Source organism: Vibrio sp. CCB-PB317, assembly GCF_022808245.1.
GTDB lineage: Bacteria > Pseudomonadota > Gammaproteobacteria > Enterobacterales > Vibrionaceae > Vibrio > Vibrio diabolicus.
Map to the genome: position 1 here is coordinate 152,535 of NZ_JALGNU010000001.1, position 20,020 is coordinate 172,554.

The 20,020-nt window shown below is 46.7% G+C and carries 17 protein-coding genes; 6 read left to right on the forward strand and 11 right to left on the reverse strand.

The window, feature by feature from the left end:
• Nucleotide 1: 1 nt before the first annotated feature.
• The 7 genes from yidC to MTR11_RS00800 all read right to left on the reverse strand — a co-directional run bounded on the left by yidC (nucleotide 2) and on the right by MTR11_RS00800 (nucleotide 4,864).
• A complete protein-coding gene (gene yidC, locus MTR11_RS00770) occupies nucleotides 2-1,624 on the reverse strand; it encodes a membrane protein insertase YidC (protein WP_243326885.1) in 1,623 nt (540 codons plus the stop codon).
• Nucleotides 1,625-1,626: 2 nt separating this feature from the next.
• A complete protein-coding gene (yidD, locus tag MTR11_RS00775; RefSeq protein ID WP_005378822.1) occupies nucleotides 1,627-1,884 on the reverse strand; it encodes a membrane protein insertion efficiency factor YidD in 258 nt (85 codons plus the stop codon).
• Nucleotides 1,851-2,174 carry a ribonuclease P protein component gene (gene rnpA, locus MTR11_RS00780; RefSeq protein WP_005394102.1) on the reverse strand — a complete coding sequence of 108 codons (324 nt, stop codon included), beginning with the start codon at nucleotides 2,172-2,174 and terminating at the stop codon, nucleotides 1,851-1,853. Before rnpA ends, yidD begins: the two co-directional genes overlap by 34 nt.
• Before the next feature lie 46 nt (nucleotides 2,175-2,220).
• A complete protein-coding gene (rpmH, locus tag MTR11_RS00785; protein ID WP_005378825.1) occupies nucleotides 2,221-2,355 on the reverse strand; it encodes a 50S ribosomal protein L34 in 135 nt (44 codons plus the stop codon).
• Nucleotides 2,356-2,597: 242 nt separating this feature from the next.
• Entirely contained in the window at nucleotides 2,598-3,335 is a 738-nt protein-coding gene (locus MTR11_RS00790; RefSeq protein ID WP_046874587.1) for an amino acid ABC transporter ATP-binding protein, read from the reverse strand.
• Nucleotides 3,332-4,003 carry an amino acid ABC transporter permease gene (locus tag MTR11_RS00795; RefSeq protein ID WP_005378829.1) on the reverse strand — a complete coding sequence of 224 codons (672 nt, stop codon included), beginning with the start codon at nucleotides 4,001-4,003 and terminating at the stop codon, nucleotides 3,332-3,334. Before MTR11_RS00795 ends, MTR11_RS00790 begins: the two co-directional genes overlap by 4 nt.
• 114 nt (nucleotides 4,004-4,117) lie before the next feature.
• On the reverse strand, nucleotides 4,118-4,864 hold the full coding sequence (locus MTR11_RS00800) for an amino acid ABC transporter substrate-binding protein (RefSeq protein ID WP_005378831.1): 747 nt from the start codon (nucleotides 4,862-4,864) through the stop codon (nucleotides 4,118-4,120).
• A 412-nt stretch (nucleotides 4,865-5,276) separates the two neighbouring features.
• Here MTR11_RS00800 and dnaA point away from each other — a divergent pair, with 412 nt between their 5' ends.
• The 6 genes from dnaA (at nucleotide 5,277) to MTR11_RS00830 (ending at nucleotide 13,100) form a co-directional block, all read left to right on the forward strand.
• Nucleotides 5,277-6,683: a chromosomal replication initiator protein DnaA gene (gene dnaA / locus MTR11_RS00805; protein WP_005378835.1), complete on the forward strand. Its 1,407-nt coding sequence runs from the start codon at nucleotides 5,277-5,279 to the stop codon at nucleotides 6,681-6,683.
• Nucleotides 6,684-6,746: 63 nt separating this feature from the next.
• Nucleotides 6,747-7,847, forward strand: coding sequence for a DNA polymerase III subunit beta (gene dnaN / locus MTR11_RS00810; protein WP_005394106.1), 1,101 nt, complete (start codon nucleotides 6,747-6,749; stop codon nucleotides 7,845-7,847).
• A gap of 9 nt (nucleotides 7,848-7,856) precedes the next feature.
• On the forward strand, nucleotides 7,857-8,936 hold the full coding sequence (gene recF, locus MTR11_RS00815) for a DNA replication/repair protein RecF (RefSeq protein ID WP_005394107.1): 1,080 nt from the start codon (nucleotides 7,857-7,859) through the stop codon (nucleotides 8,934-8,936).
• Nucleotides 8,937-8,949: 13 nt separating this feature from the next.
• Entirely contained in the window at nucleotides 8,950-11,367 is a 2,418-nt protein-coding gene (gene gyrB / locus MTR11_RS00820) for a DNA topoisomerase (ATP-hydrolyzing) subunit B (protein ID WP_005394109.1), read from the forward strand.
• Nucleotides 11,368-11,713: 346 nt separating this feature from the next.
• Nucleotides 11,714-12,130, forward strand: a complete 417-nt coding sequence (locus tag MTR11_RS00825; RefSeq protein WP_025768940.1) for a GreA/GreB family elongation factor — start codon at nucleotides 11,714-11,716, stop codon at nucleotides 12,128-12,130.
• Between the two features lie 532 nt (nucleotides 12,131-12,662).
• A complete protein-coding gene (locus MTR11_RS00830; protein ID WP_104969981.1) occupies nucleotides 12,663-13,100 on the forward strand; it encodes an Hsp20 family protein in 438 nt (145 codons plus the stop codon).
• Nucleotides 13,101-13,184: 84 nt separating this feature from the next.
• Here MTR11_RS00830 and MTR11_RS00835 read toward each other — a convergent pair whose 3' ends face one another.
• The 4 genes from MTR11_RS00835 to glyQ all read right to left on the reverse strand — a co-directional run bounded on the left by MTR11_RS00835 (nucleotide 13,185) and on the right by glyQ (nucleotide 19,959).
• Nucleotides 13,185-14,438: a valine--pyruvate transaminase gene (locus tag MTR11_RS00835; RefSeq protein ID WP_243326886.1), complete on the reverse strand. Its 1,254-nt coding sequence runs from the start codon at nucleotides 14,436-14,438 to the stop codon at nucleotides 13,185-13,187.
• A gap of 221 nt (nucleotides 14,439-14,659) precedes the next feature.
• Complete coding sequence (locus tag MTR11_RS00840) at nucleotides 14,660-16,744, reverse strand: alpha-amylase (protein ID WP_193448139.1); 2,085 nt, start codon at nucleotides 16,742-16,744, stop codon at nucleotides 14,660-14,662.
• A 218-nt stretch (nucleotides 16,745-16,962) separates the two neighbouring features.
• The gene (glyS, locus tag MTR11_RS00845) at nucleotides 16,963-19,029 is read right to left on the reverse strand and encodes a glycine--tRNA ligase subunit beta (RefSeq protein WP_243326887.1); all 2,067 of its coding nucleotides are present in this window, start codon (nucleotides 19,027-19,029) and stop codon (nucleotides 16,963-16,965) included.
• A 12-nt stretch (nucleotides 19,030-19,041) separates the two neighbouring features.
• On the reverse strand, nucleotides 19,042-19,959 hold the full coding sequence (glyQ, locus tag MTR11_RS00850) for a glycine--tRNA ligase subunit alpha (protein WP_006743179.1): 918 nt from the start codon (nucleotides 19,957-19,959) through the stop codon (nucleotides 19,042-19,044).
• Nucleotides 19,960-20,020 lie beyond the last annotated feature (61 nt).

Here is a 20,020-nt window from a genome sequence, read left to right on the forward strand (position 1 = left end):
GTTACTTGCTGTGTAAGCCTTTTTTCTCTAACCCTTTGTAGATCAGAGTTTGCTGGATAAGCGTTACGATGTTCGACACCAACCAGTACAGAACGAGACCTGATGGGAAGAACAAGAAGAAGAAGGTAAACATAACCGGCATAAAGGTCATGATCTTCTGCTGCATTGGATCCGTTACCGTTGTCGGGCTCATCTTCTGGATTAGGAACATAGACGCACCCATCAATAGCGGCAGGATGTAGTAAGGGTCCTGCGCTGACAAGTCGTGAATCCAACCAAAGAATGGTGAGTGACGAAGCTCTACCGATTCCATTAGCGCCCAGTATAGTGCGATGAAGATAGGCATCTGTAGGATAAGAGGTAAACAGCCACCTAGTGGGTTCACTTTCTCTTTCTTGTACAGTTCCATCATTTCTTGGCTCATACGTTGGCGGTCATCACCGATGCGCTCACGCATAGCTTGCAGCTTAGGCTGAAGCATACGCATTTTCGCCATAGACGTGTATTGCGCTTTTGTTAGTGGGTACATAGCACCACGAACGATGAAGGTCAGACAGATGATTGCCACACCCCAGTTACCAACAAAGCTCTGGATGAATGAAAGCAACATATGAAGAGGCTTCGCAATGAACCATAACCAGCCGTAGTCCACTACTAGGTCTAGGTTAGGCGCCACTTCTGCCATTTCATCTTGCAGTTTTGGACCAACCCAAAGTGTTGCTTCAAATTTAGCCTGATCGCCTGTTGCGATAGTTTTGTTCGGCATACGAACGCCGATGTCGCCTAGGTTGCCAATTACACGAGTGTATAGGTTGGTACCTGGTTCGTTACGTGGGATCCAAGCTGCGGCAAAGTAGTGCTGAATCATTGCTGCCCAACCTTGGCCATCGGCTAGGTTTAGAGACAGGTTGCGATCCTGCATATCATCAAAGCTGTACTTCTTGTAACGCGTATCTTCTGTTGAGTATGCGCCACCACGGTAAGTAGGCATTGTGATGCTACCACCATCGTCCATTAGGTTTTGACGTAGGTGAGCGTACATACCAAATGTTGCGTTATTGCCTGAGTTGTTCACTACATCGTATTCAACATTAAGCGCGTAGCTGCCGCGTTTAAAGATGTAAGTTTTGGTGTATTCGATGCCGTTTGTAGTGAATGTCATCGGAACACGAAGTTCATCTTGACCGTCAGCTAGAGTGAAGCTGTCTGCACTTACGTTGTAGTGAGGGCGATTTGTGCTGCTCAAGTCGATACCTTGAGGACCCACTAGACCGCTTTGAGCGATAAATTGGTGACCTTGAGCGTCTTTAAGCAGAACAAAAGAATCTGATGAATCTAACTCAGCAGAGTATTCGTTAAGGTTGGCATGTACCACATCGCCACCAACGGTGTCGATCGACAGAGTTAAAACATCAGTCGTTACTGTGATAGTTTTTGCAGAAGCTTGCTGTTGGCCAGGAACTGGGTCAAGTTCATCAGCAAAAGATGGTGCAGGTAGAGTGCTGCTTGATTGAGCCTGTTCAACTGCTTGAGGTTCTGGATTCTTTGCAACTTGCCATTGTTGAAACAGCAAAAAAGAAACCAGGGCCAAACCGATGAGCAGGATATTACGTTGAGAATCCATCGTTAGTTATCTCTGTCTTGTTTTTGGACTGGTGGAACGGGGTCATACCCCCCTTCATTCAAAGGGTGGCATTTTAATAGACGTTTGCCTGATAACCAACATCCTTTTACAAAACCGTGAGCTCTCAAAGCTTCTAGCGCGTAAGTGGAACAGGTTGGTGTGAACCGGCAACGAGGACCAATCAAAGGGCTGATAAACCAGCGATACAGATAAACGAGCCCAATGGCTATCCACGTGAAGGGCGAGACAGGCGTTGCCATAGCTTATCAAACAACTTAAAAATTTCCTCATTGCTTAAATCTTGCGCGCTTTTCTTCGCAATCACAACAAAATCTTTGTTTGGAAGCTGATGTTGATTGTTACGAAAGCTTTCACGAGCCAAACGCTTAAATCGGTTACGACCGACAGCCGTTTTGATTTGCTTTTTGGGAACCGCTAAACCTAATCGTGGGTGAGAAAGTTTGTTATTGCGAGCAATGATGGTGAAATGAGGCGAGCCAGCTCGATGAGCTTGCTGGAAGACGTTTTGATAATGCTCGGGAGTTAACAAACGTAACTCCCGATTAAACGCGTACGTGTTCAAAATAAACTAGCGATTATTTTGATAGGCGCGCACGGCCTTTTGCACGACGTGCGTTGATAACTTTACGACCGTTCTTAGTTGCCATGCGAGCACGGAAGCCGTGAGTACGCTTGCGCTTTAGAACTGTAGGTTGAAAAGTGCGTTTCATGATAATTACCTTTACTGATCAGTAGTTTTAGGTTCTTGTTAAACCCGGCGTGGGTATTTGCTTTCTTATATAAAGAAGCTCTTTATATAGAGAAGGACAACCGACGCCTCTCAACAAAGAGGCGGAATTGTAATCACACTCACATAATGTGTCAATGACTCAATGAGTACGAAATTCCGGCCGGGCGATTATACGTAGTGTGAGTAAAATCTCAAGGATCAATCGATCCTGATGCTTGATCGTTACTCTATTCCTACTTGGTTAAGGAATTTTTTCAAACGAGGATCTTGTGGATTATCGAAGATATCCTGTGGAGAACCTTGCTCTACGATATTGCCTTCCGCCATGAAGATCACTCTATCAGCGACTTCTTTCGCGAATTGCATCTCGTGCGTCACCACCAGCATGGTTTGATGCTGATTAGCTAACTTCTTCATTAATGAGAGAACTTCACCGACCCATTCAGGATCCAGCGCAGAAGTTGGTTCGTCAAACAACAGCAGTTCTGGTTGCAGCGCCATCGCTCGGCCGATACCCACACGTTGTTGTTGGCCGCCAGACAATGCCGCTGGATAACTATCGCCTTTATCCCCAAGACCGATGTCATCCAGAATTTGTTGCGCTCGTTTGAGAGCATCGGCTTTTTTCCAACCTCGAACGGTCACTAGACCTTCGGCAATGTTCTGGCGCGCATTCATATGGGCAAACAGGGCATAGTTTTGGAACACAAAGCCAGTTCGACGACGCAGCGCTAATACTTCGGCTTTAGTGTGTTTTTGAGTATCAACGGAGATGTCATCTATCGTGATACGACCTTCATCTGCTTGTTCTAGAAAGTTCACCGTACGCAGCAAGGTTGATTTACCCGTGCCACTTGAGCCGATAATCACGATGATCTCACCTTGCTTAATATCGAGGTTGATGCCTTTCAGCACTTCAGTCTCACCAAAACGTTTGTGAATATTTTCTAACTTAATCATCGTACGTACGCCTTATTCAGTTTTGCTTCTGCCCAGATTTGTACGCGAGTCAGAATCACCACCACGCCCCAGTAAATAAGAGCAACCGCAAGGAAAGCTTCAAAGAAACGGAAACTTGATGAGGCTTCCATCTGTGCTTTGGCCATGATTTCAGCCACACCAAGCGTAAAGGCGAGAGACGTTGACTTGATCATATCGATGAAATAGTTCATCAATGAAGGCAGTGCGACACGCGTTGCTTGAGGTAAAATGACGCGGCGCATCGCCTGAGATGTTGTCATGCCCACCGACAAGCTCGCTTCCATCTGGCTACGATCAATACCAATAATGGCGGCACGAATACTTTCCGCCATATAAGCGGCAAAGTGCAGCGTTAAACCGATCACCGCTGCTGAGAAGGCATCAATACCCACCATCAATGGGAAAATTTGTGGTAAGCCGTAATAAAGCAGGAAAAGCTGAACTAAGAGAGGGGTGCCACGGAAGAAGCTGATGTACAGTTGGCTTAATTGATCCAGAACTGGCAGTTTAAATACGCGAATATTGGCTAAAATGACGGATAAAATCAGTGAAAACACCAATCCCCATGTCGCCATTTCCATGGTAGTGCCAAGATATTTCAGCAATATCGGCAGCAGTTCCAACATGTAATTAAAGTCAAATCCCATACGGCTTACCTAAAGGCTAGAGAAAAGAAAAGGTGGAAAACAAGTTCCACCTTTACGTAAGTTTATTTTAGTCCGAGAGTGATACCACTTTGCGGCCTAAAGTACAAAGAGTTCTTATTTCGTGATGTCAGCGCCAAACCACTTCACGGAAATTTTCTCTACTGTACCATCTGCGCGCATCTCAGCCAGTGCTTTGTTTACTTCTTCTTGCAGCTTACGACCTTTCTCGTTGTCCACGAAAGGCCATGCGTTTTGAATGGTTTCAAACGGTTCGCCCGCCAATTCCAAAGGAAGACCGGTTTTCTTAATCAGCTCTAACGCAGAAAGACGATCCATTACAAATGCATCTGCACGACCGAGCGCCACGTCATGTTCGATACCTGTGTCGTACGTTTTAATGTTGATCTTGCCGTCTTTGTCGTACTGACGAAGCAGTTGCTCGAAGTTAGATCCTAGATTCACAGCAACGGTTTTGCCCGCAAGATCGTCAACACCTTTGATGCTGTCGTTGCCTTTACGCACGGTAATTTGTGCGCCATCTACAACGTAAGGGTCAGCAAATAGGTATTTGGCTTTACGCTCATCAGTCATGGTGATTTGGTTGGAGATCGTATCGATGCGACCGGTTTCTAGCAGACCAAATAAACCAGAGAAGTTAGCGGTTACGTATTCGATTTTGTAATCGTTGCGTTTGCCGATTTCATCCCACATGTCGACTTCAAAGCCTTGTAGCTTATCTTGCTTTACAAAAGTAAACGGGAAGTAGCGACCTGACATACCAACTTTGACTTCAGTAGCGGCTTGTACGGTTGCTGCCGACAGTGCAATGGCTGCAACGGCAACCTTAATCCAGTTTTTCATAATACATCTCCATAATTTTATGGTTGGAAATACTACTGTTAGTTAGCTCAATTAAATAAATAACCAAGAGCAATAACCTAGACCTGTGAGTTATTAGATAATAGAAGAAGAATGTTAAATGTGACGAAAATGCGAACTGAACCAGGGGAAATGATCGACAAAATCAGCATTGGGAATAAAATAATACACAGACTTATCACCAATCACTCGATCTTGTGAATTTTGCCCAATTGTGGATCGTTGTGTGGGCAAATTTGGGGCAAGGTGTGTTGATCTCATCAAGTTTGCAGAAATAATTGTGAATAACTTGGATCTTATTCACTGGATCGTCGATCAATCGCTGGCGATCTTGGTTATCAACAGGTAAAATTGCCAGTCTTTTCCGATAATTCAATTACTCAGTGGGGGCACCGTGTCATCTTCGCTTTGGCTGCAATGTTTGCAGCAGCTTCAAGAAGAGCTACCAGCTACAGAATTCAGCATGTGGGTTCGTCCGCTACAAGCGGAGCTCAATGACAATACTCTCACTCTATTCGCGCCAAACCGCTTTGTGTTGGACTGGGTGCGTGATAAGTATCTGAACAATATTACTCGTTTACTACAGGAATACTGTGGTGGCGACATTCCTAACTTACGCTTTGAAGTGGGGAGTCGACCTGTCTCTGCTCCAAAACCAGCGCCGACACGTACGCCTGCAGATGTGGCTGCGGAGTCATCTGCACCTGCGCAATTACAGGCGCGTAAGCCAGTACACAAAACCTGGGATGACGACGCTCAAGCGATTGCGGCGATCAATCACCGCTCAAACATGAACCCAAAACACAAGTTCGACAACTTTGTTGAAGGTAAGTCGAACCAACTGGGTTTGGCTGCGGCGCGTCAGGTATCGGATAACCCTGGTGCAGCTTACAACCCACTATTCCTATACGGCGGCACGGGTTTGGGTAAAACCCACTTATTGCATGCGGTGGGTAACGCGATTGTGGATAACAACCCGAACGCGAAAGTGGTCTACATGCACTCAGAGCGTTTTGTGCAAGACATGGTGAAAGCGCTGCAAAACAATGCGATTGAAGAATTCAAACGCTACTACCGCAGTGTGGATGCACTCCTTATCGATGACATCCAATTCTTTGCTAATAAAGAACGTTCGCAAGAAGAATTCTTCCATACCTTCAACGCACTATTGGAAGGTAACCAGCAGATCATCTTAACGTCTGACCGTTATCCTAAAGAGATTAATGGCGTTGAAGATCGTCTTAAATCTCGCTTTGGTTGGGGTCTTACTGTTGCGATCGAGCCGCCTGAGCTTGAAACGCGTGTGGCGATCTTGATGAAAAAAGCCGAAGATCACCAAATCCACCTTGCTGATGAAGTGGCATTCTTCATTGCCAAGCGTCTGCGTTCGAACGTCCGTGAGCTAGAAGGTGCACTGAACCGCGTTATCGCTAACGCGAACTTTACTGGCCGCCCAATTACGATTGATTTTGTTCGTGAAGCGCTGCGCGATCTGCTTGCTCTACAAGAGAAGCTGGTGACGATCGATAACATTCAAAAGACCGTGGCGGAATACTACAAGATTAAAGTGGCGGACTTGCTGTCTAAACGTCGCTCTCGTTCTGTAGCGCGTCCTCGTCAGCTGGCCATGGCGTTAGCAAAAGAGTTAACCAACCACAGCTTGCCAGAAATCGGTGATGCATTTGGTGGTCGCGATCATACGACCGTACTTCATGCGTGTCGCAAGATTGAGCAGCTGCGTGAAGAGAGCCACGATATTAAAGAAGATTACTCTAACTTGATTCGCACCCTGTCCTCGTAATCGGTTAGAATAACGGTATTCTAAGCAAATCATTTATTGAGCTGACAGCGTAAAGAGCCAAGCATGAAATTTACCATTGAACGTAGTCATTTAATCAAACCGCTACAGCAGGTTTCGGGCGCTTTAGGTGGCCGACCAACTCTGCCAATCCTGGGTAACCTACTTCTTAAAGTAGAAGAGAACGTATTGTCGATGACGGCAACCGATCTTGAAGTAGAGTTAGTAAGCAAAGTGACGCTAGAAGGTGATTTTGAAGCGGGCAGCATTACCGTTCCTTCGCGTAAGTTTCTCGATATCTGCCGTGGTTTACCGGACGATGCGATCATCACATTTGTATTAGAAGGTGATCGCGTACAAGTTCGCTCTGGTCGCAGCCGTTTCTCATTGGCAACGCTTCCTGCGAACGATTTCCCTAATATTGAAGATTGGCAAAGTGAAGTGGAAGTATCACTGAGCCAAGCCGATCTACGTACGCTGATCGACAAAACTCAGTTCTCGATGGCGAATCAAGACGTTCGTTACTACCTCAACGGCATGTTGTTTGAAATTGACGGTACCACGCTACGCAGCGTGGCGACGGACGGCCACCGTATGGCGGTATCGCAAACTCAGCTGGGTGCGGATTTTGCGCAGAAGCAAATCATCGTGCCACGCAAAGGTGTGCAAGAATTAGTGAAGTTGATGGACGCGCCAGAGCAACCTGTAGTACTTCAGATCGGTAGCTCCAATGTTCGTGCTGAGGTGAATAACTTTACTTTTACCTCTAAGTTGGTTGATGGTCGTTTCCCTGACTACCGCCGCGTATTGCCTCAGAGCACCAATAAGACCCTAATAGCAAGTTGTGACGAGTTGCGCCAAGCCTTCTCTCGTGCTGCGATTCTTTCCAACGAAAAATTCCGTGGCGTGCGTGTGAATCTGGCTGATACTGAAATGCGCATAACCGCGAATAACCCAGAACAAGAAGAAGCGGAAGAGATGCTTGATGTAACCTTTGAAGGTGACGCCATCGAAATCGGCTTTAACGTAAGCTATGTGCTTGATGTTCTGAACACGTTGCGTTGTGAAAATGTACGTGTGTCGATGTCGGATGCTAACGCTAGCGCATTGATTGAAAATGCCGACGATGACAGTGCCATGTACGTGGTGATGCCAATTCGTCTATAAGCCAACTGAATGCCTCTTTCTCGTCTCATCATTCAGCAGTTTCGAAACATTAAAGCCTGTGATATTGAGTTATCAGCAGGCTTTAACTTTCTTATCGGGCCGAACGGCAGCGGTAAAACCAGTGTCTTAGAAGCGGTTTACCTGCTCGGGCATGGCCGCTCATTCAAGAGCTCTCTCACCGGACGAGTGATACAAAATGAGTGTGACGAACTGTTTGTTCATGGTCGTTTTTTGAACTCGGATCAATTTGAGCTACCTATCGGCATTAATAAGCAGCGTGATGGCTCAACAGAGGTTAAAATAGGCGGTCAATCTGGACAAAAATTAGCGCAGTTGGCACAAGTTCTGCCTCTGCAGTTGATACACCCAGAAGGGTTTGATTTACTGACAGATGGCCCTAAACATCGTCGTGCGTTTATTGATTGGGGCGTGTTTCATACCGAGCCCGCTTTTTATCAAGCATGGGGAAGGTTCAAGCGCCTGAACAAGCAGCGCAACGCGTTGTTGAAAACCGCCAATAGTTATCGTGAGCTCAGTTATTGGGATCAGGAAATGGCAGGGTTGGCTGAAAACATCAGCCAATGGCGAGCAAGTTACATCGAGCAGATGAAAACCGTCGCAGAAACTATCTGTCAGACATTTTTGCCAGAATTTGAGATCCAATTGAAGTATTATCGTGGCTGGGATAAAGACACCCCATACCACGAGATACTAGAAAAGAATTTTGAGCGTGATCAGGCATTGGGATACACCTTTAGTGGCCCAAACAAAGCTGATTTGCGCATTAAAGTGAACGGAACGCCCGTTGAAGATGTTCTGTCACGCGGTCAATTAAAACTCATGGTGTGTGCATTGCGTGTCGCGCAAGGGCAACACCTGACAGAGATGACCGGTAAACAATGCATTTACCTAATTGACGACTTTGCGTCGGAATTAGATAGCCAACGTCGCAAGCGTCTTGCTGACTGCTTAAAAGAGACGGGCGCACAAGTATTTGTAAGCTCTATCACTGAAAGCCAAATCGCCGATATGTTGGACGATAACGGTAAATTGTTTCATGTGGAACATGGCAGGATAGAGTCAAACTAGAAGAGAGAAACTCATGTCTGAAAATTACGATTCATCGAGTATTAAGGTACTGAAGGGTCTGGATGCGGTACGTAAGCGTCCAGGAATGTACATCGGCGATACGGACGACGGCACCGGCCTTCACCACATGGTTTTCGAGGTGGTGGATAACTCAATTGATGAAGCGTTGGCAGGTCACTGTAAAGACATCGTTGTGACAATTCATGAGGATAACTCGGTTTCCGTTAGCGATGATGGTCGTGGCATTCCAACAGAAATCCACTCAGAGGAAAATGTCTCTGCAGCAGAAGTAATCATGACGGTTCTTCACGCGGGTGGTAAGTTCGACGATAACTCATACAAAGTATCGGGTGGTCTTCACGGGGTAGGTGTTTCAGTAGTAAACGCACTATCAGAGAAAGTTGAGCTAACGATTCATCGTGGTGGCCATATCCATACGCAAACCTACCGCCATGGTGAGCCTCAAGCGCCACTAGCCGTTGTAGGTGATACGGATAAAACCGGTACACAAATTCGTTTCTGGCCAAGTGCCGAGACGTTCTCTAACACTGAGTTCCACTATGACATTCTGGCGAAACGCCTGCGTGAACTGTCATTCCTGAACTCTGGTGTGTCGATCAAATTGGTTGATGAACGTGAAGCGGACAAACATGATCACTTCATGTATGAAGGTGGTATTCAAGCGTTCGTTGATCACCTAAACACCAACAAAACGCCAATCATCGAAAAAATCTTCCACTTTAACTCTGAGCGTGAAGACGGCATTTCAGTTGAAGTGGCGATGCAATGGAACGATGGTTTCCAAGAGAACATCTTCTGCTTTACCAACAATATCCCACAGCGTGATGGTGGTACTCACCTTGCTGGTTTCCGTGCTGCGCTAACACGTACATTGAACAGCTTTATGGATAAAGAAGGTTTCTCGAAGAAAGCGAAAACAGCGACTTCAGGCGACGATGCGCGTGAAGGTCTAACTGCGGTTGTTTCGGTGAAAGTGCCAGATCCTAAGTTCTCAAGCCAAACTAAAGACAAACTGGTTTCTTCTGAAGTGAAATCAGCTGTTGAGTCTGCAATGGGTGAAAAACTGTCTGAGTTCCTGATTGAGAACCCGACAGAAGCGAAGATGGTTTGTTCGAAAATCATCGATGCAGCACGTGCACGTGAAGCAGCGCGTAAAGCTCGTGAAATGACGCGCCGTAAAGGTGCACTAGACCTGGCTGGCCTTCCAGGTAAACTTGCAGACTGTCAGGAAAAAGATCCGGCACTCTCTGAACTATACATAGTGGAGGGTGATTCGGCAGGCGGCTCCGCAAAACAAGGCCGTAACCGTAAGAACCAAGCAATCCTACCGCTAAAAGGTAAGATTCTTAACGTAGAAAAAGCACGTTTCGACAAGATGCTGTCTTCGCAAGAAGTGGCCACTCTGATCACTGCACTTGGTTGTGGTATCGGTCGTGACGAGTACAACCCGGACAAGTTGCGTTACCACAACATCATCATCATGACCGATGCCGATGTCGATGGTTCGCACATCCGTACGCTACTATTGACCTTCTTCTACCGTCAAATGCCAGAGCTTATCGAGCGTGGTTACGTGTACATCGCTCAGCCACCACTTTACAAAGTGAAAAAAGGCAAACAAGAGCAGTACATCAAAGACGAAGAAGCGATGAACCAATACCAAGTATCATTGGCTCTGGATAATGCATCGCTACACGTAAACGCAGAAGCACCAGCATTGGCAGGTGAAGCACTAGAGAAGCTTGTTCAACAGTACAATGCGGGTATTAAACTGGCGGAACGTATGAGCCGTCGTTACCCAAGTGCTTTGGTAAACGAGCTGATTTACACTCCTCGTCTAACTCCTGAGCAATGCCATGACGCATCAGTTGTTGAAGCGTGGACGAAGCAGCTTATTGAGCAGCTGAATGCGAAAGAAGTGGGTGCGAGCCAATACAGCTACGAAGTTGAACAGCACGAAGAACTAGGCTTAAACTTGCCTAAGATCGTGGTTCGTACTCACGGCGTGACGCACGAACATGCAATTAGCATCGACTTCCTAAACTCGAAAGAGTACGGCAAGTTGGCTGATCTATCAGAAGCACTGGATGGGCTTCTGGAAGAAGGTGCGTACATCAAACGTGGTGAGCGTACGATGCCAGTAGCAAGCTTTGCAGAAGCGCTTGATTGGTTGGTTAAAGAGTCAATGCGTGGTCTGAGCCGTCAGCGTTACAAAGGTCTAGGTGAGATGAACCCAGATCAGCTGTGGGAAACGACTATGGACCCAGAAACGCGTCGCATGATGCAAGTAACGATTGAGGATGCGGTAGGCGCAGACCAATTGTTCACAACACTGATGGGTGACCAAGTAGAACCTCGTCGTAACTTCATCGAAGAAAACGCGCTGAAAGTAGCGAACTTAGACGTGTAACGACAACTTATCTTAATAGAAAAAAGCAGCGAGAAATCGCTGCTTTTTTTTGTTTTAACCACCAATGAAAATCGCCACTTTCTGCCAAGACTTTGGTTTTTCTGGTGCTAATTGCCAATAACCTGATCAAGCTTGCCATTTTATTTCTGTTTTCTTTTTTTCTCGCCATTTTGTTCGCTTGGGCGCTTTTGCTTTCTTTTTTCTGCTCGCTATAGTGCTGAAGAGCTGATGAATAAGGAGGTTGAGAAAATGGTGATGACTTTCCTGAACTAAGCCGGAGGTGATGCACTTCCGGTTCAATGCACTGAATTTATTTGTAAGACAAGGCATTAAGAAGGAAATAATCATGTTTGAACGCTGGTTCTCGGCGTACTGTTTGGCGCTGCGAACTTGGTGGTTAACCAGTCGCTTTTTAACCTATCAATCACCACTAAGGTTGTTATCGCTATTTGAAACCTGCGAGCAACAGGCCCATTGCCGTAACCGAGCTCGTATTGCGGTTGGGGACACGGTTCGCTTAGTGGATGTTGAACGCGCCTATCAATATCGCATGACGTTAGTTAGCTCGCGCAAGGGGCAACCGATGACAGGTATGCTCGCGGTCGATTCTTATTTGGGGTCTCGATTGTTAGGTCGAGCTAAAAATGATGCGCTCGAAGTGGAAATTTTTAATCAGCGACGCTGCTTTGTGATTACTGAAATTGTTCATCAATCGCAGCCACCAGCTCAGAAAATGCTGTGTGGTTGTCTGTTGTGCCAATAAATAGAGGTGAAGTCATGAGTAAGAAAGACAAAAAACAACCACAGTTGAGTCTGAAAGAAAAGCGTAAGTTAAAACAGGAAAAAGCAGCAGAAAAGAGCGTTGTAAAAGCGCGTAAATCCTCCCGCAAGTAGAGTGCAGATTGAGCCCACCAGAAAGGTGGGCTTTTTAATACCGATTGCAAAGCGAGGGTAAACTGACCTTTCTGGGGAGATAGCGAGCGCACTTAAAATTTTTTATTTTTTCCCTTGAAAGTCATTTTTGACGACCTTATATCTAGTTGGGAAGAGGATGACTGGCTTGCTAGAGACTAGAAGACAGCCCTCTGGAATCGCTAAAACGAGATCGCTCAAAAGAGGATATGGCGTTTTAGCACACAACTTAAACCTTTAGATTTCCTATCATGTCTCCGAGCCAAATGATGGCCTGCGGAATGATAAGAATCTCTTAGCTCGGCGTTGGTTTTTGCATAAACACGCCTGTGAGATGAAGGTCATCTGAGCTAAGACTATTGCTTAATTAAGAGGATAGATTTATGCGTAACGTAGATTTCTCACCACTATACCGTAATGCAATTGGCTTTGATCGTCTGCTAAACCTGATGGAAGCGAATACAGCGAAAAATACTTCTGGCGGTTACCCTCCGTACAACATTGAGCAAAAAGACGAGCATAACTACCGTATTACTATGGCAGTTGCTGGCTTCTCTGAAGACCAACTCGATCTGACTCAAAACGAAAACATGTTGATTGTGAAGGGCGAACGCAAAGCAGAAGAAGGCAAAAACTACGTGTACCAAGGCATTGCTGAGCGCGACTTCGAACGTAAATTCCAGCTAGCGGATTACGTCAAAGTGACAGGCGCATCAATGGAAAACGGCTTATTACATATTGATTTGATTCGTGAAATTCCAGAAGCAATGCAACCACGTAAAATTGCTATCGGTGGCAACAACCTGTTAGAAAACAACTAATCAGTAAGTTATTTGCCCTATAGAGTGAGAAAGAGCGCCAGTTGGCGCTCTTTTTAATTTGTGTCTTTGATGTGGGAGTTTGCTTTACTGACCTTGTTGGTAAGCCTTTTCGACTTCTTCCGCGATAATCGCGATACCTTTCTGCATCATCTCATCGTCTTGAACGTAGTTCATGCGTAAGCACTGATGAGCGTGGTCCCATTCGTCTTTCTGGCCAATAAAGAAGTACTCACCCGGAACAATCAATACACCACGCGCTTTCAAGCGTTGGTACAACTCCATTGTCGTAATTGGCAACTCATCAAACCATAACCACAAGAAGATCGCCCCTTCAGGTTTGTGGATACGGAAGCGCTCATCGGTAATCGCCTGTTGTAGCAGTTCAACCGCACGTTGCGACTTCTGCTTGTAAAACGGCTTAATCACCTCTGAACTCAGTTTAAGCAGGTCGCCTTTAGCGATGATGTGGTTTGCCAGCGCTGGACCCACACTGCCTGGTGCTAGGCTGATGATGCCGTTCATATTGGTTAACGCTTGAGTGATTTCTTCACTCGCAATCACAATCCCGCAACGCACGCCAGGCAAGCCAAGTTTGGATAGGCTCATGCACAAGATGGTGTTTTCATTCCAGAATGGTTCGACATCTTCAAAGATGATGTTCGGGAACGGCAAGCCGTAGGCGTTATCGATGATCAGTGGGATGTTGTTTTCACGTGCGAGTTTGTCCAGTTTACGCACTTCTTCGTCTGTCAGTACGTTACCCGTTGGGTTGGTTGGGCGAGATGCGCAGATTGCCGCAACAGAATCGTCGACGGTTAGCTGTTCAAAATCGACGTGGTATTTAAACAATCCGTTATCTAACAGCTCGATTTCTGGGTGGTAAGAGACAAAAATATCTTCATCAATGCCAGCATCACCATAGCCGATGTACTCAGGCGCGATAGGCAGTAGCACCCTCTTATGCGAACCGTCAGGCTGTTTACCTGCGAGTAAGTTGAACAAGTAGAAGAAGCCACTTTGGCTGCCGTTAGTTAGGCTGATGTTCTTCTCTGAAATGTCCCAACCGTAAGTTTCACGGAATAACTGAGCCAGCGCTTTCACGAACGCATCTTTACCCTGTGGGCCATCGTAGTTGGCTAGGGCGGCGACGAGCTCTCCACTGGCGAGCATTTCCTCACTGGCTTGGTGAAAATAATCGAGCATGGCAGGAATGGCGGCTGGGTTGCCTCCACCGAGCATGATGGCACCTGGTGTGCGTAGACCATCATTCAAATCGTCCATTAACTGCGTGATACCTGAATACTGATTAAATTTTTCACCAAACTTTGAGAACTGCATGCTGACTGATACCTAATTCATTGTGATTGCTTATGTGTATTGAATGCTGATGAAACATCAGCTTATAGAGTAATACTTGACCTTACCCTAATGTTATTACGACGCAAAGTGTGAATTTACTCGAAGAAGAAAAAAGTTTGTCATCAGACCAGATGATGGGGATATGAGCAGTGAATAAAAAAGGGAAGCGAAATGCTTCCCTTGCTGGTGGAGTGAATCGGCTATTCGCCAGTGTAGACGATCAGCACTTTGTCGTCGTGGTATTGGCGCTCGAACGCGTAATACTCTTCTTGATTGCGAGTGATGTGTTTGCCTTGCGCAACCGCTGGGTGGCGTTGACGGAACTCGCCGAGTTTTTGCCAATGTTGCAGCAAGTCTTCACGTTCGCCATGAATCTTATCCCATGGCATATCAGAGCGAGTACCTTGAGTAGGGTCGGAACCGGTAATACCAAAATCACGAGCAATCTCATCGCCGTAATAGATTTGCACTGCACCCGGCGTCAGCATTAGTGCATTGGCAGCGCGTGCTTGGTCATCGAAGCTGCGGCTGCGTGCCGACCAAAACAGTTGAGTATCGTGCGAAGACAGGTAACTCAACACGTTGAACTCAGGATCGGAGTTAATACGTTCCGCGTAGCGGCGATAATCGCTATCGAGTTGCGCAAAGCATTTCAGCGCTTTGGGTGCTACATCAGATTGGAACTCGAAGTTGATGATGGAATCGAAGCCGTTATCGAAATACGGGCTTTTCACCACGCTGTGCGCCCATACTTCACCCGTCATCCAGAAAGGTAGGTCATCCAAGGCTTTGTCTGGGTTGTTTTGTTTCCACTGGGCAAGCGCTTGAGTGGTGCTGGCTTTCAGATCTGCCCACGCTTCCATTTCAACGTGTTTGGCCGTGTCAACGCGGAAGCCATCAATGCCGTAGTCGCGTACCCAGTCGGATAACCACGTAATCAGATGTTCACGTGGGGTTTGTAGCTCATCTTGCGCATTGGTGTCTTTATTGCGGAAGAAGTTTGGTAGTCCGGTTTTCTGAGTCGATTCGGTTTTTAGATCCGGTAGGTAGTTCAAAGACATGGTGATGTCGTTGTAGCCCGGAGCATCGTAGTCACCAATGTCGGTGCGGATCCAATCTTTGCCCCACCATTTATCCCACGCTTCGCTATCACCGTATTTGATGTAGTCGTTGAAGCTGTGCCAGCTTTGTCCTGATTTCGGCTGCCAGTCGGTCCATTTTTCACCAAGGACTTCTTTGGCTTCTTGGTCATCAAGGTAAAGCTGACCAAAGCCGAATTCCTGCATGTCTGCTAATGTCGCATAACCTGTGTGGTTCATGACTACATCCCAAATCACGCGGATGCCTTTCTTGTGAGCGGTATCGACGAAGGTTCTGAGTTCATCTTCGGTACCCATGTTGGCATCAAGCTTGGTCCAGTCTTGATGGTAGTAGCCGTGGTAGCCGTAGTGCTTAAAGTCGCCTTTATCGCCGCCGCCAACCCAGCCGTGGATTTGTTCCAGTGGTGAGGTTATCCAGATAGCATTGACACCAAGTGATTCGATGTAATCGAGTTTTTTCGTCAGACCCGCTAAGTCACCACCATGGAAGGTACCAATCTCGTATTTCCCGTCTTTGCTGCGACCGTAGCTGTTGTCGTTGTCTGGGTTGCCGTTATAGAAGCGGTCAGTCATGACGAAGTACACCGTCGCGTTGTCCCAACTGAAAGGTTTTTCTGCTTGTTGCTCAACCTCTTCTAGTAACAACAGACCTTGGCTCATAGGGCCCGGCTGCATGGTTACGCTGCCATCTGTAACTATAGTTTCTTGTCCGGTTAAGGCATCGCGAACGACAGTGCCATCATTAAAGGTTTGCTCAACGTTGATGGTTTTTGGCGTATTGGTTGCGACAGGGCAAGAGTAGGTGATGTCTTGATTCTTTTTGGGTTTGAGCCTAACAGTTAGCTCGTTAGTGGTTGGGTTGAGCGTAAATTGATAGGTGTTGGCTTTGAAGATGCGCAGCGGCATTTGGGCATCTGTGGCGCAATTATCCATTTTTAATGGACGATTGAATTTGATGCGGCTTTCTTCTGCCAAAGCAAAACTACTTCCACAGCTTTGATTACTGTCGGCAATGGTAAAGGTGTAGCTGCCTTTTTCGAGTTTTTGCTCGGCGACAAGTAAGCCGTTAGAGTTTGGTTCGAAGACGGCTGTATCGTCTCCAACGCTCAGTACGATAGCATTTTCTGGAATCTGGCTGCAGGCGCTCAATAGTCCAATAGAGAGTGCGAGAATTGTTTTTTTCATTGTGTCCTTCCCCCGAATAAACAGTCCAGTTATAGCAAAACTGAGCCTCTACAATCCGAGCTCTGCACCAACAAGTTAAACGTGTCTCACCCTACAAATTTTTGCCTTGTTCACAAAATGAATAATAAGAACCGATTATCTCCGTTTAAAGACAACAAAAAAGGGAAGCCGACGCTTCCCTTTACTTATCTCTTAATCACTTCTGAATCAGTAATGAATTACTTTTGAAGGACAGAGATATCTGCGACCTGTAAGAACAGGTTACGCAGGTTGTTCAGCAATGTCAGACGGTTCTTCTTAAGTGCTTCGTCGTCTGCCATTACCATTACGTTATCGAAGAACGCATCCACTGGCTCACGTAGATCTGCTAGCTTGCTTAGGGCTTCTTGGTAGTTACCGGTCGCAAATGCAGGCTCTAGTGCTTCCGTCATTACTTCAACGCTTTCTGCTAGTGCTTTCTCTGCGTCTTCTTGTAGCAATGCTAGGTCGATGTCTGCTGCTAGTTCGCCGTCGAATTTCGCTAGGATGTTACCAACACGTTTGTTCGCTGCTGCTAGAGACTCTGCCGCTTCCAGTTCACGGAAGTGAGAAACCGCTTTAACTCGTTGGTCGAAGTCTGCTGGTTTAGTCGGGCGACGCGCTAGAACTGCTTGAATGATGTCTACGCTGAAGCCTTCGTCTTGGTACCAAGCGCGGAAACGACCAAGCATGAACTCGATAACGTCTTGTTCAACGTTGTCGTTGGTTAGGCGGTCGCCAAACAGTGACTTCGCTTTCGCTACTAGGTCAACAAGATCTAGGTTGTAGCCGTATTCAACGATGATACGTAGTACACCTAGAGATGCGCGGCGTAGTGCGAATGGGTCGCTGCCTTTAGGCGCTTGACCAATACCGAAGATACCTACGATAGTGTCTAGCTTGTCTGCCATTGCAACTGCGGTTGAAACGCCGTTTGATGGCAGTTCATCACCTGCGAAACGAGGCATGTATTGCTCGTTCAGTGCGACTGCAACTTCTTCTGCTTCACCGTCGTGGCGAGCGTAGTGCATACCCATCACACCTTGAGTATCCGTGAATTCGAATACCATTGAGGTCATTAGGTCACATTTTGCTAGTAGACCAGCACGCTTTGATTTCTCAACGTCAGCACCGATTTGCTCAGCAATGTAGCCAGCAAGCTCTGTGATGCGGTCTGTTTTGTCTTTGATCGTGCCCAGTTGCTTTTGGAAGATCGCTTGTTCTAGCTCAGGCAGACGGTCGATAAGCGGACGCTTACGGTCTGTGTTGAAGAAGAATTCTGCGTCAGCAAGACGAGGACGAACCACTTTCTCATTACCTTCGATTACGTAACGAGGCTCTTTTGATTCGATGTTCGATACGAAGATGAAGTTAGGTAGTAGCTTCTTGTTTTCGTCATAAACAGGGAAGTACTTCTGGTCACCTTTCATGGTGTAAACCAACGCTTCAGAAGGCACTTTTAGGAACTCTTCTTCAAACTTCGCTGTAAGTACTACTGGCCATTCAACCAGAGACGTGACTTCTTCTACTAGGTCATCTTCTAGGTCAGCGATACCGCCAACCGCTGCTGCCGCTTTTTGTGCGTCAGCTAGGATGATGGCTTTACGCGCTTCGTAATCTGCCATTACTTTACCGCGCTCTTCTAGAATCGCAGGGTATTGCTCAGCAGAATCGATAGTGAACTCTTGCTCACCCATGAAGCGGTGACCACGGATAGTGCGGTCAGAAGCGACACCAAGGATCTCGCCTTCGATTAGGTCGCTGCCCATTAGCATGGTTAGCGTCTTAACTGGACGGATAAATTGAGTCGTTTTGTTACCCCAACGCATTGGTTTTGCGATAGGTAGGTTTGCTAGTGCTTTCGCTGCAAGTTCAACAACGATCTCAGACGTTGGCTGACCTTTCACTTCTTGTTTGAACAGTAGCCATTCGCCTTTGTCTGTAACCATGCGCTCTGCTTGGTCAACAGAAATACCACAACCGCGTGCCCAGCCTTGAGCTGCTTTGGTTGGGTTGCCTTCCGCGTCAAACGCTGCAGAAACCGCAGGACCACGCTTTTCAACCACTTTGTCAGACTGGCTTTCTGCTAGTGCCGCGACTTTAAGTGCAAGACGACGAGGAGCCGCAAACCATTTCACGCCTTCGTGAGCAAGCTCAGCGCTTTTTAGTTCTGCTTCGAAGTTTGCTGCGAATGCTTCAGCTAGCGTACGAAGTTGCGTTGGTGGTAGCTCTTCTGTACCTAGCTCGATTAGAAATTCTTTTGCCATGTTCTCTACCCCTTACGCTTGTTCTTTCTTACACATTGGGAAGCCAAGAGCTTCACGCGATGCGTAGTATGCTTCTGCTACTGACTTAGTCAGATCGCGAATGCGCAGGATGTAACGCTGACGCTCAGTTACTGAGATCGCTTTACGCGCGTCTAGTAGGTTGAATGCGTGACCTGCTTTTAGGATGCGCTCGTAAGCAGGTAATGGCAGTGGCTTTTCAAGCTCAAGCAACTCTTTACACTCTTTCTCACACTGCTCGAAGAAACCAAATAGGAATTCAACGTCTGCGTGCTCGAAGTTGTAAGTCGATTGCTCTACTTCGTTTTGGTGGAAGATATCACCGTAAGTCACTTTGCTGCCGTCTGGCGCGATGTTCCAAGTTAGGTCGTAAACCGAGTCTACTTCTTGGATGTACATTGCTAGACGTTCGATACCGTAAGTGATCTCACCAGTGACTGGTTTACACTCAAGGCCGCCAACTTGTTGGAAGTAAGTAAACTGAGTCACTTCCATGCCGTTTAGCCAAACTTCCCAGCCTAGACCCCATGCGCCTAGTGTTGGGTTTTCCCAGTTGTCTTCTACGAAACGGATGTCGTGTACAAGAGGGTCAATACCAAGAACTTCAAGGGAGCCAAGGTACAACTCTTGAATATTGTCAGGCGATGGTTTTAGCGCTACTTGGAATTGGTAGTAGTGCTGAAGACGGTTAGGGTTTTCACCGTAACGGCCATCAGTAGGACGACGTGAAGGTTGTACGTAAGCTGTCGACATTGGCTCTGGGCCAAGCGCTCGTAGACAGGTCATTGGGTGAGAGGTACCCGCACCCACTTCCATATCTAGCGGTTGAACAATGGTACAACCATTTTGAGCCCAATAATCCTGCAGCGCGAGGATCATTCCCTGGAAGGTTTTGATATCGTATTTTTGCATAAGTCAGGTTCGCGCGATTCTCTTGTTACTCGTTAATTCGTCATCTATGCCGAGTTTTTCA

Bases quoted from the DNA above. Each gene is read 5' to 3' on its own strand.
- gyrB (WP_005394109.1), top strand. From the start codon at position 8,950: ATGTCTGAAAATTACGATTCATCGAGTATTAAGGTACTGAAGGGTCTG.
- MTR11_RS00800 (WP_005378831.1), bottom strand. From the start codon at position 4,864: ATGAAAAACTGGATTAAGGTTGCCGTTGCAGCCATTGCACTGTCGGCA.
- glyS (WP_243326887.1), bottom strand. From the start codon at position 19,029: ATGGCAAAAGAATTTCTAATCGAGCTAGGTACAGAAGAGCTACCACCA.
- MTR11_RS00835 (WP_243326886.1), bottom strand. From the start codon at position 14,438: ATGCAGTTCTCAAAGTTTGGTGAAAAATTTAATCAGTATTCAGGTATC.
- MTR11_RS00830 (WP_104969981.1), top strand. From the start codon at position 12,663: ATGCGTAACGTAGATTTCTCACCACTATACCGTAATGCAATTGGCTTT.
- glyQ (WP_006743179.1), bottom strand. From the start codon at position 19,959: ATGCAAAAATACGATATCAAAACCTTCCAGGGAATGATCCTCGCGCTG.
- MTR11_RS00790 (WP_046874587.1), bottom strand. From the start codon at position 3,335: ATGATTAAGTTAGAAAATATTCACAAACGTTTTGGTGAGACTGAAGTG.
- dnaN (WP_005394106.1), top strand. From the start codon at position 6,747: ATGAAATTTACCATTGAACGTAGTCATTTAATCAAACCGCTACAGCAG.
- rpmH (WP_005378825.1), bottom strand. From the start codon at position 2,355: ATGAAACGCACTTTTCAACCTACAGTTCTAAAGCGCAAGCGTACTCAC.
- MTR11_RS00795 (WP_005378829.1), bottom strand. From the start codon at position 4,003: ATGGGATTTGACTTTAATTACATGTTGGAACTGCTGCCGATATTGCTG.
- recF (WP_005394107.1), top strand. From the start codon at position 7,857: ATGCCTCTTTCTCGTCTCATCATTCAGCAGTTTCGAAACATTAAAGCC.
- MTR11_RS00840 (WP_193448139.1), bottom strand. From the start codon at position 16,744: ATGAAAAAAACAATTCTCGCACTCTCTATTGGACTATTGAGCGCCTGC.
- yidD (WP_005378822.1), bottom strand. From the start codon at position 1,884: ATGGCAACGCCTGTCTCGCCCTTCACGTGGATAGCCATTGGGCTCGTT.
- MTR11_RS00825 (WP_025768940.1), top strand. From the start codon at position 11,714: ATGTTTGAACGCTGGTTCTCGGCGTACTGTTTGGCGCTGCGAACTTGG.
- yidC (WP_243326885.1), bottom strand. From the start codon at position 1,624: ATGGATTCTCAACGTAATATCCTGCTCATCGGTTTGGCCCTGGTTTCT.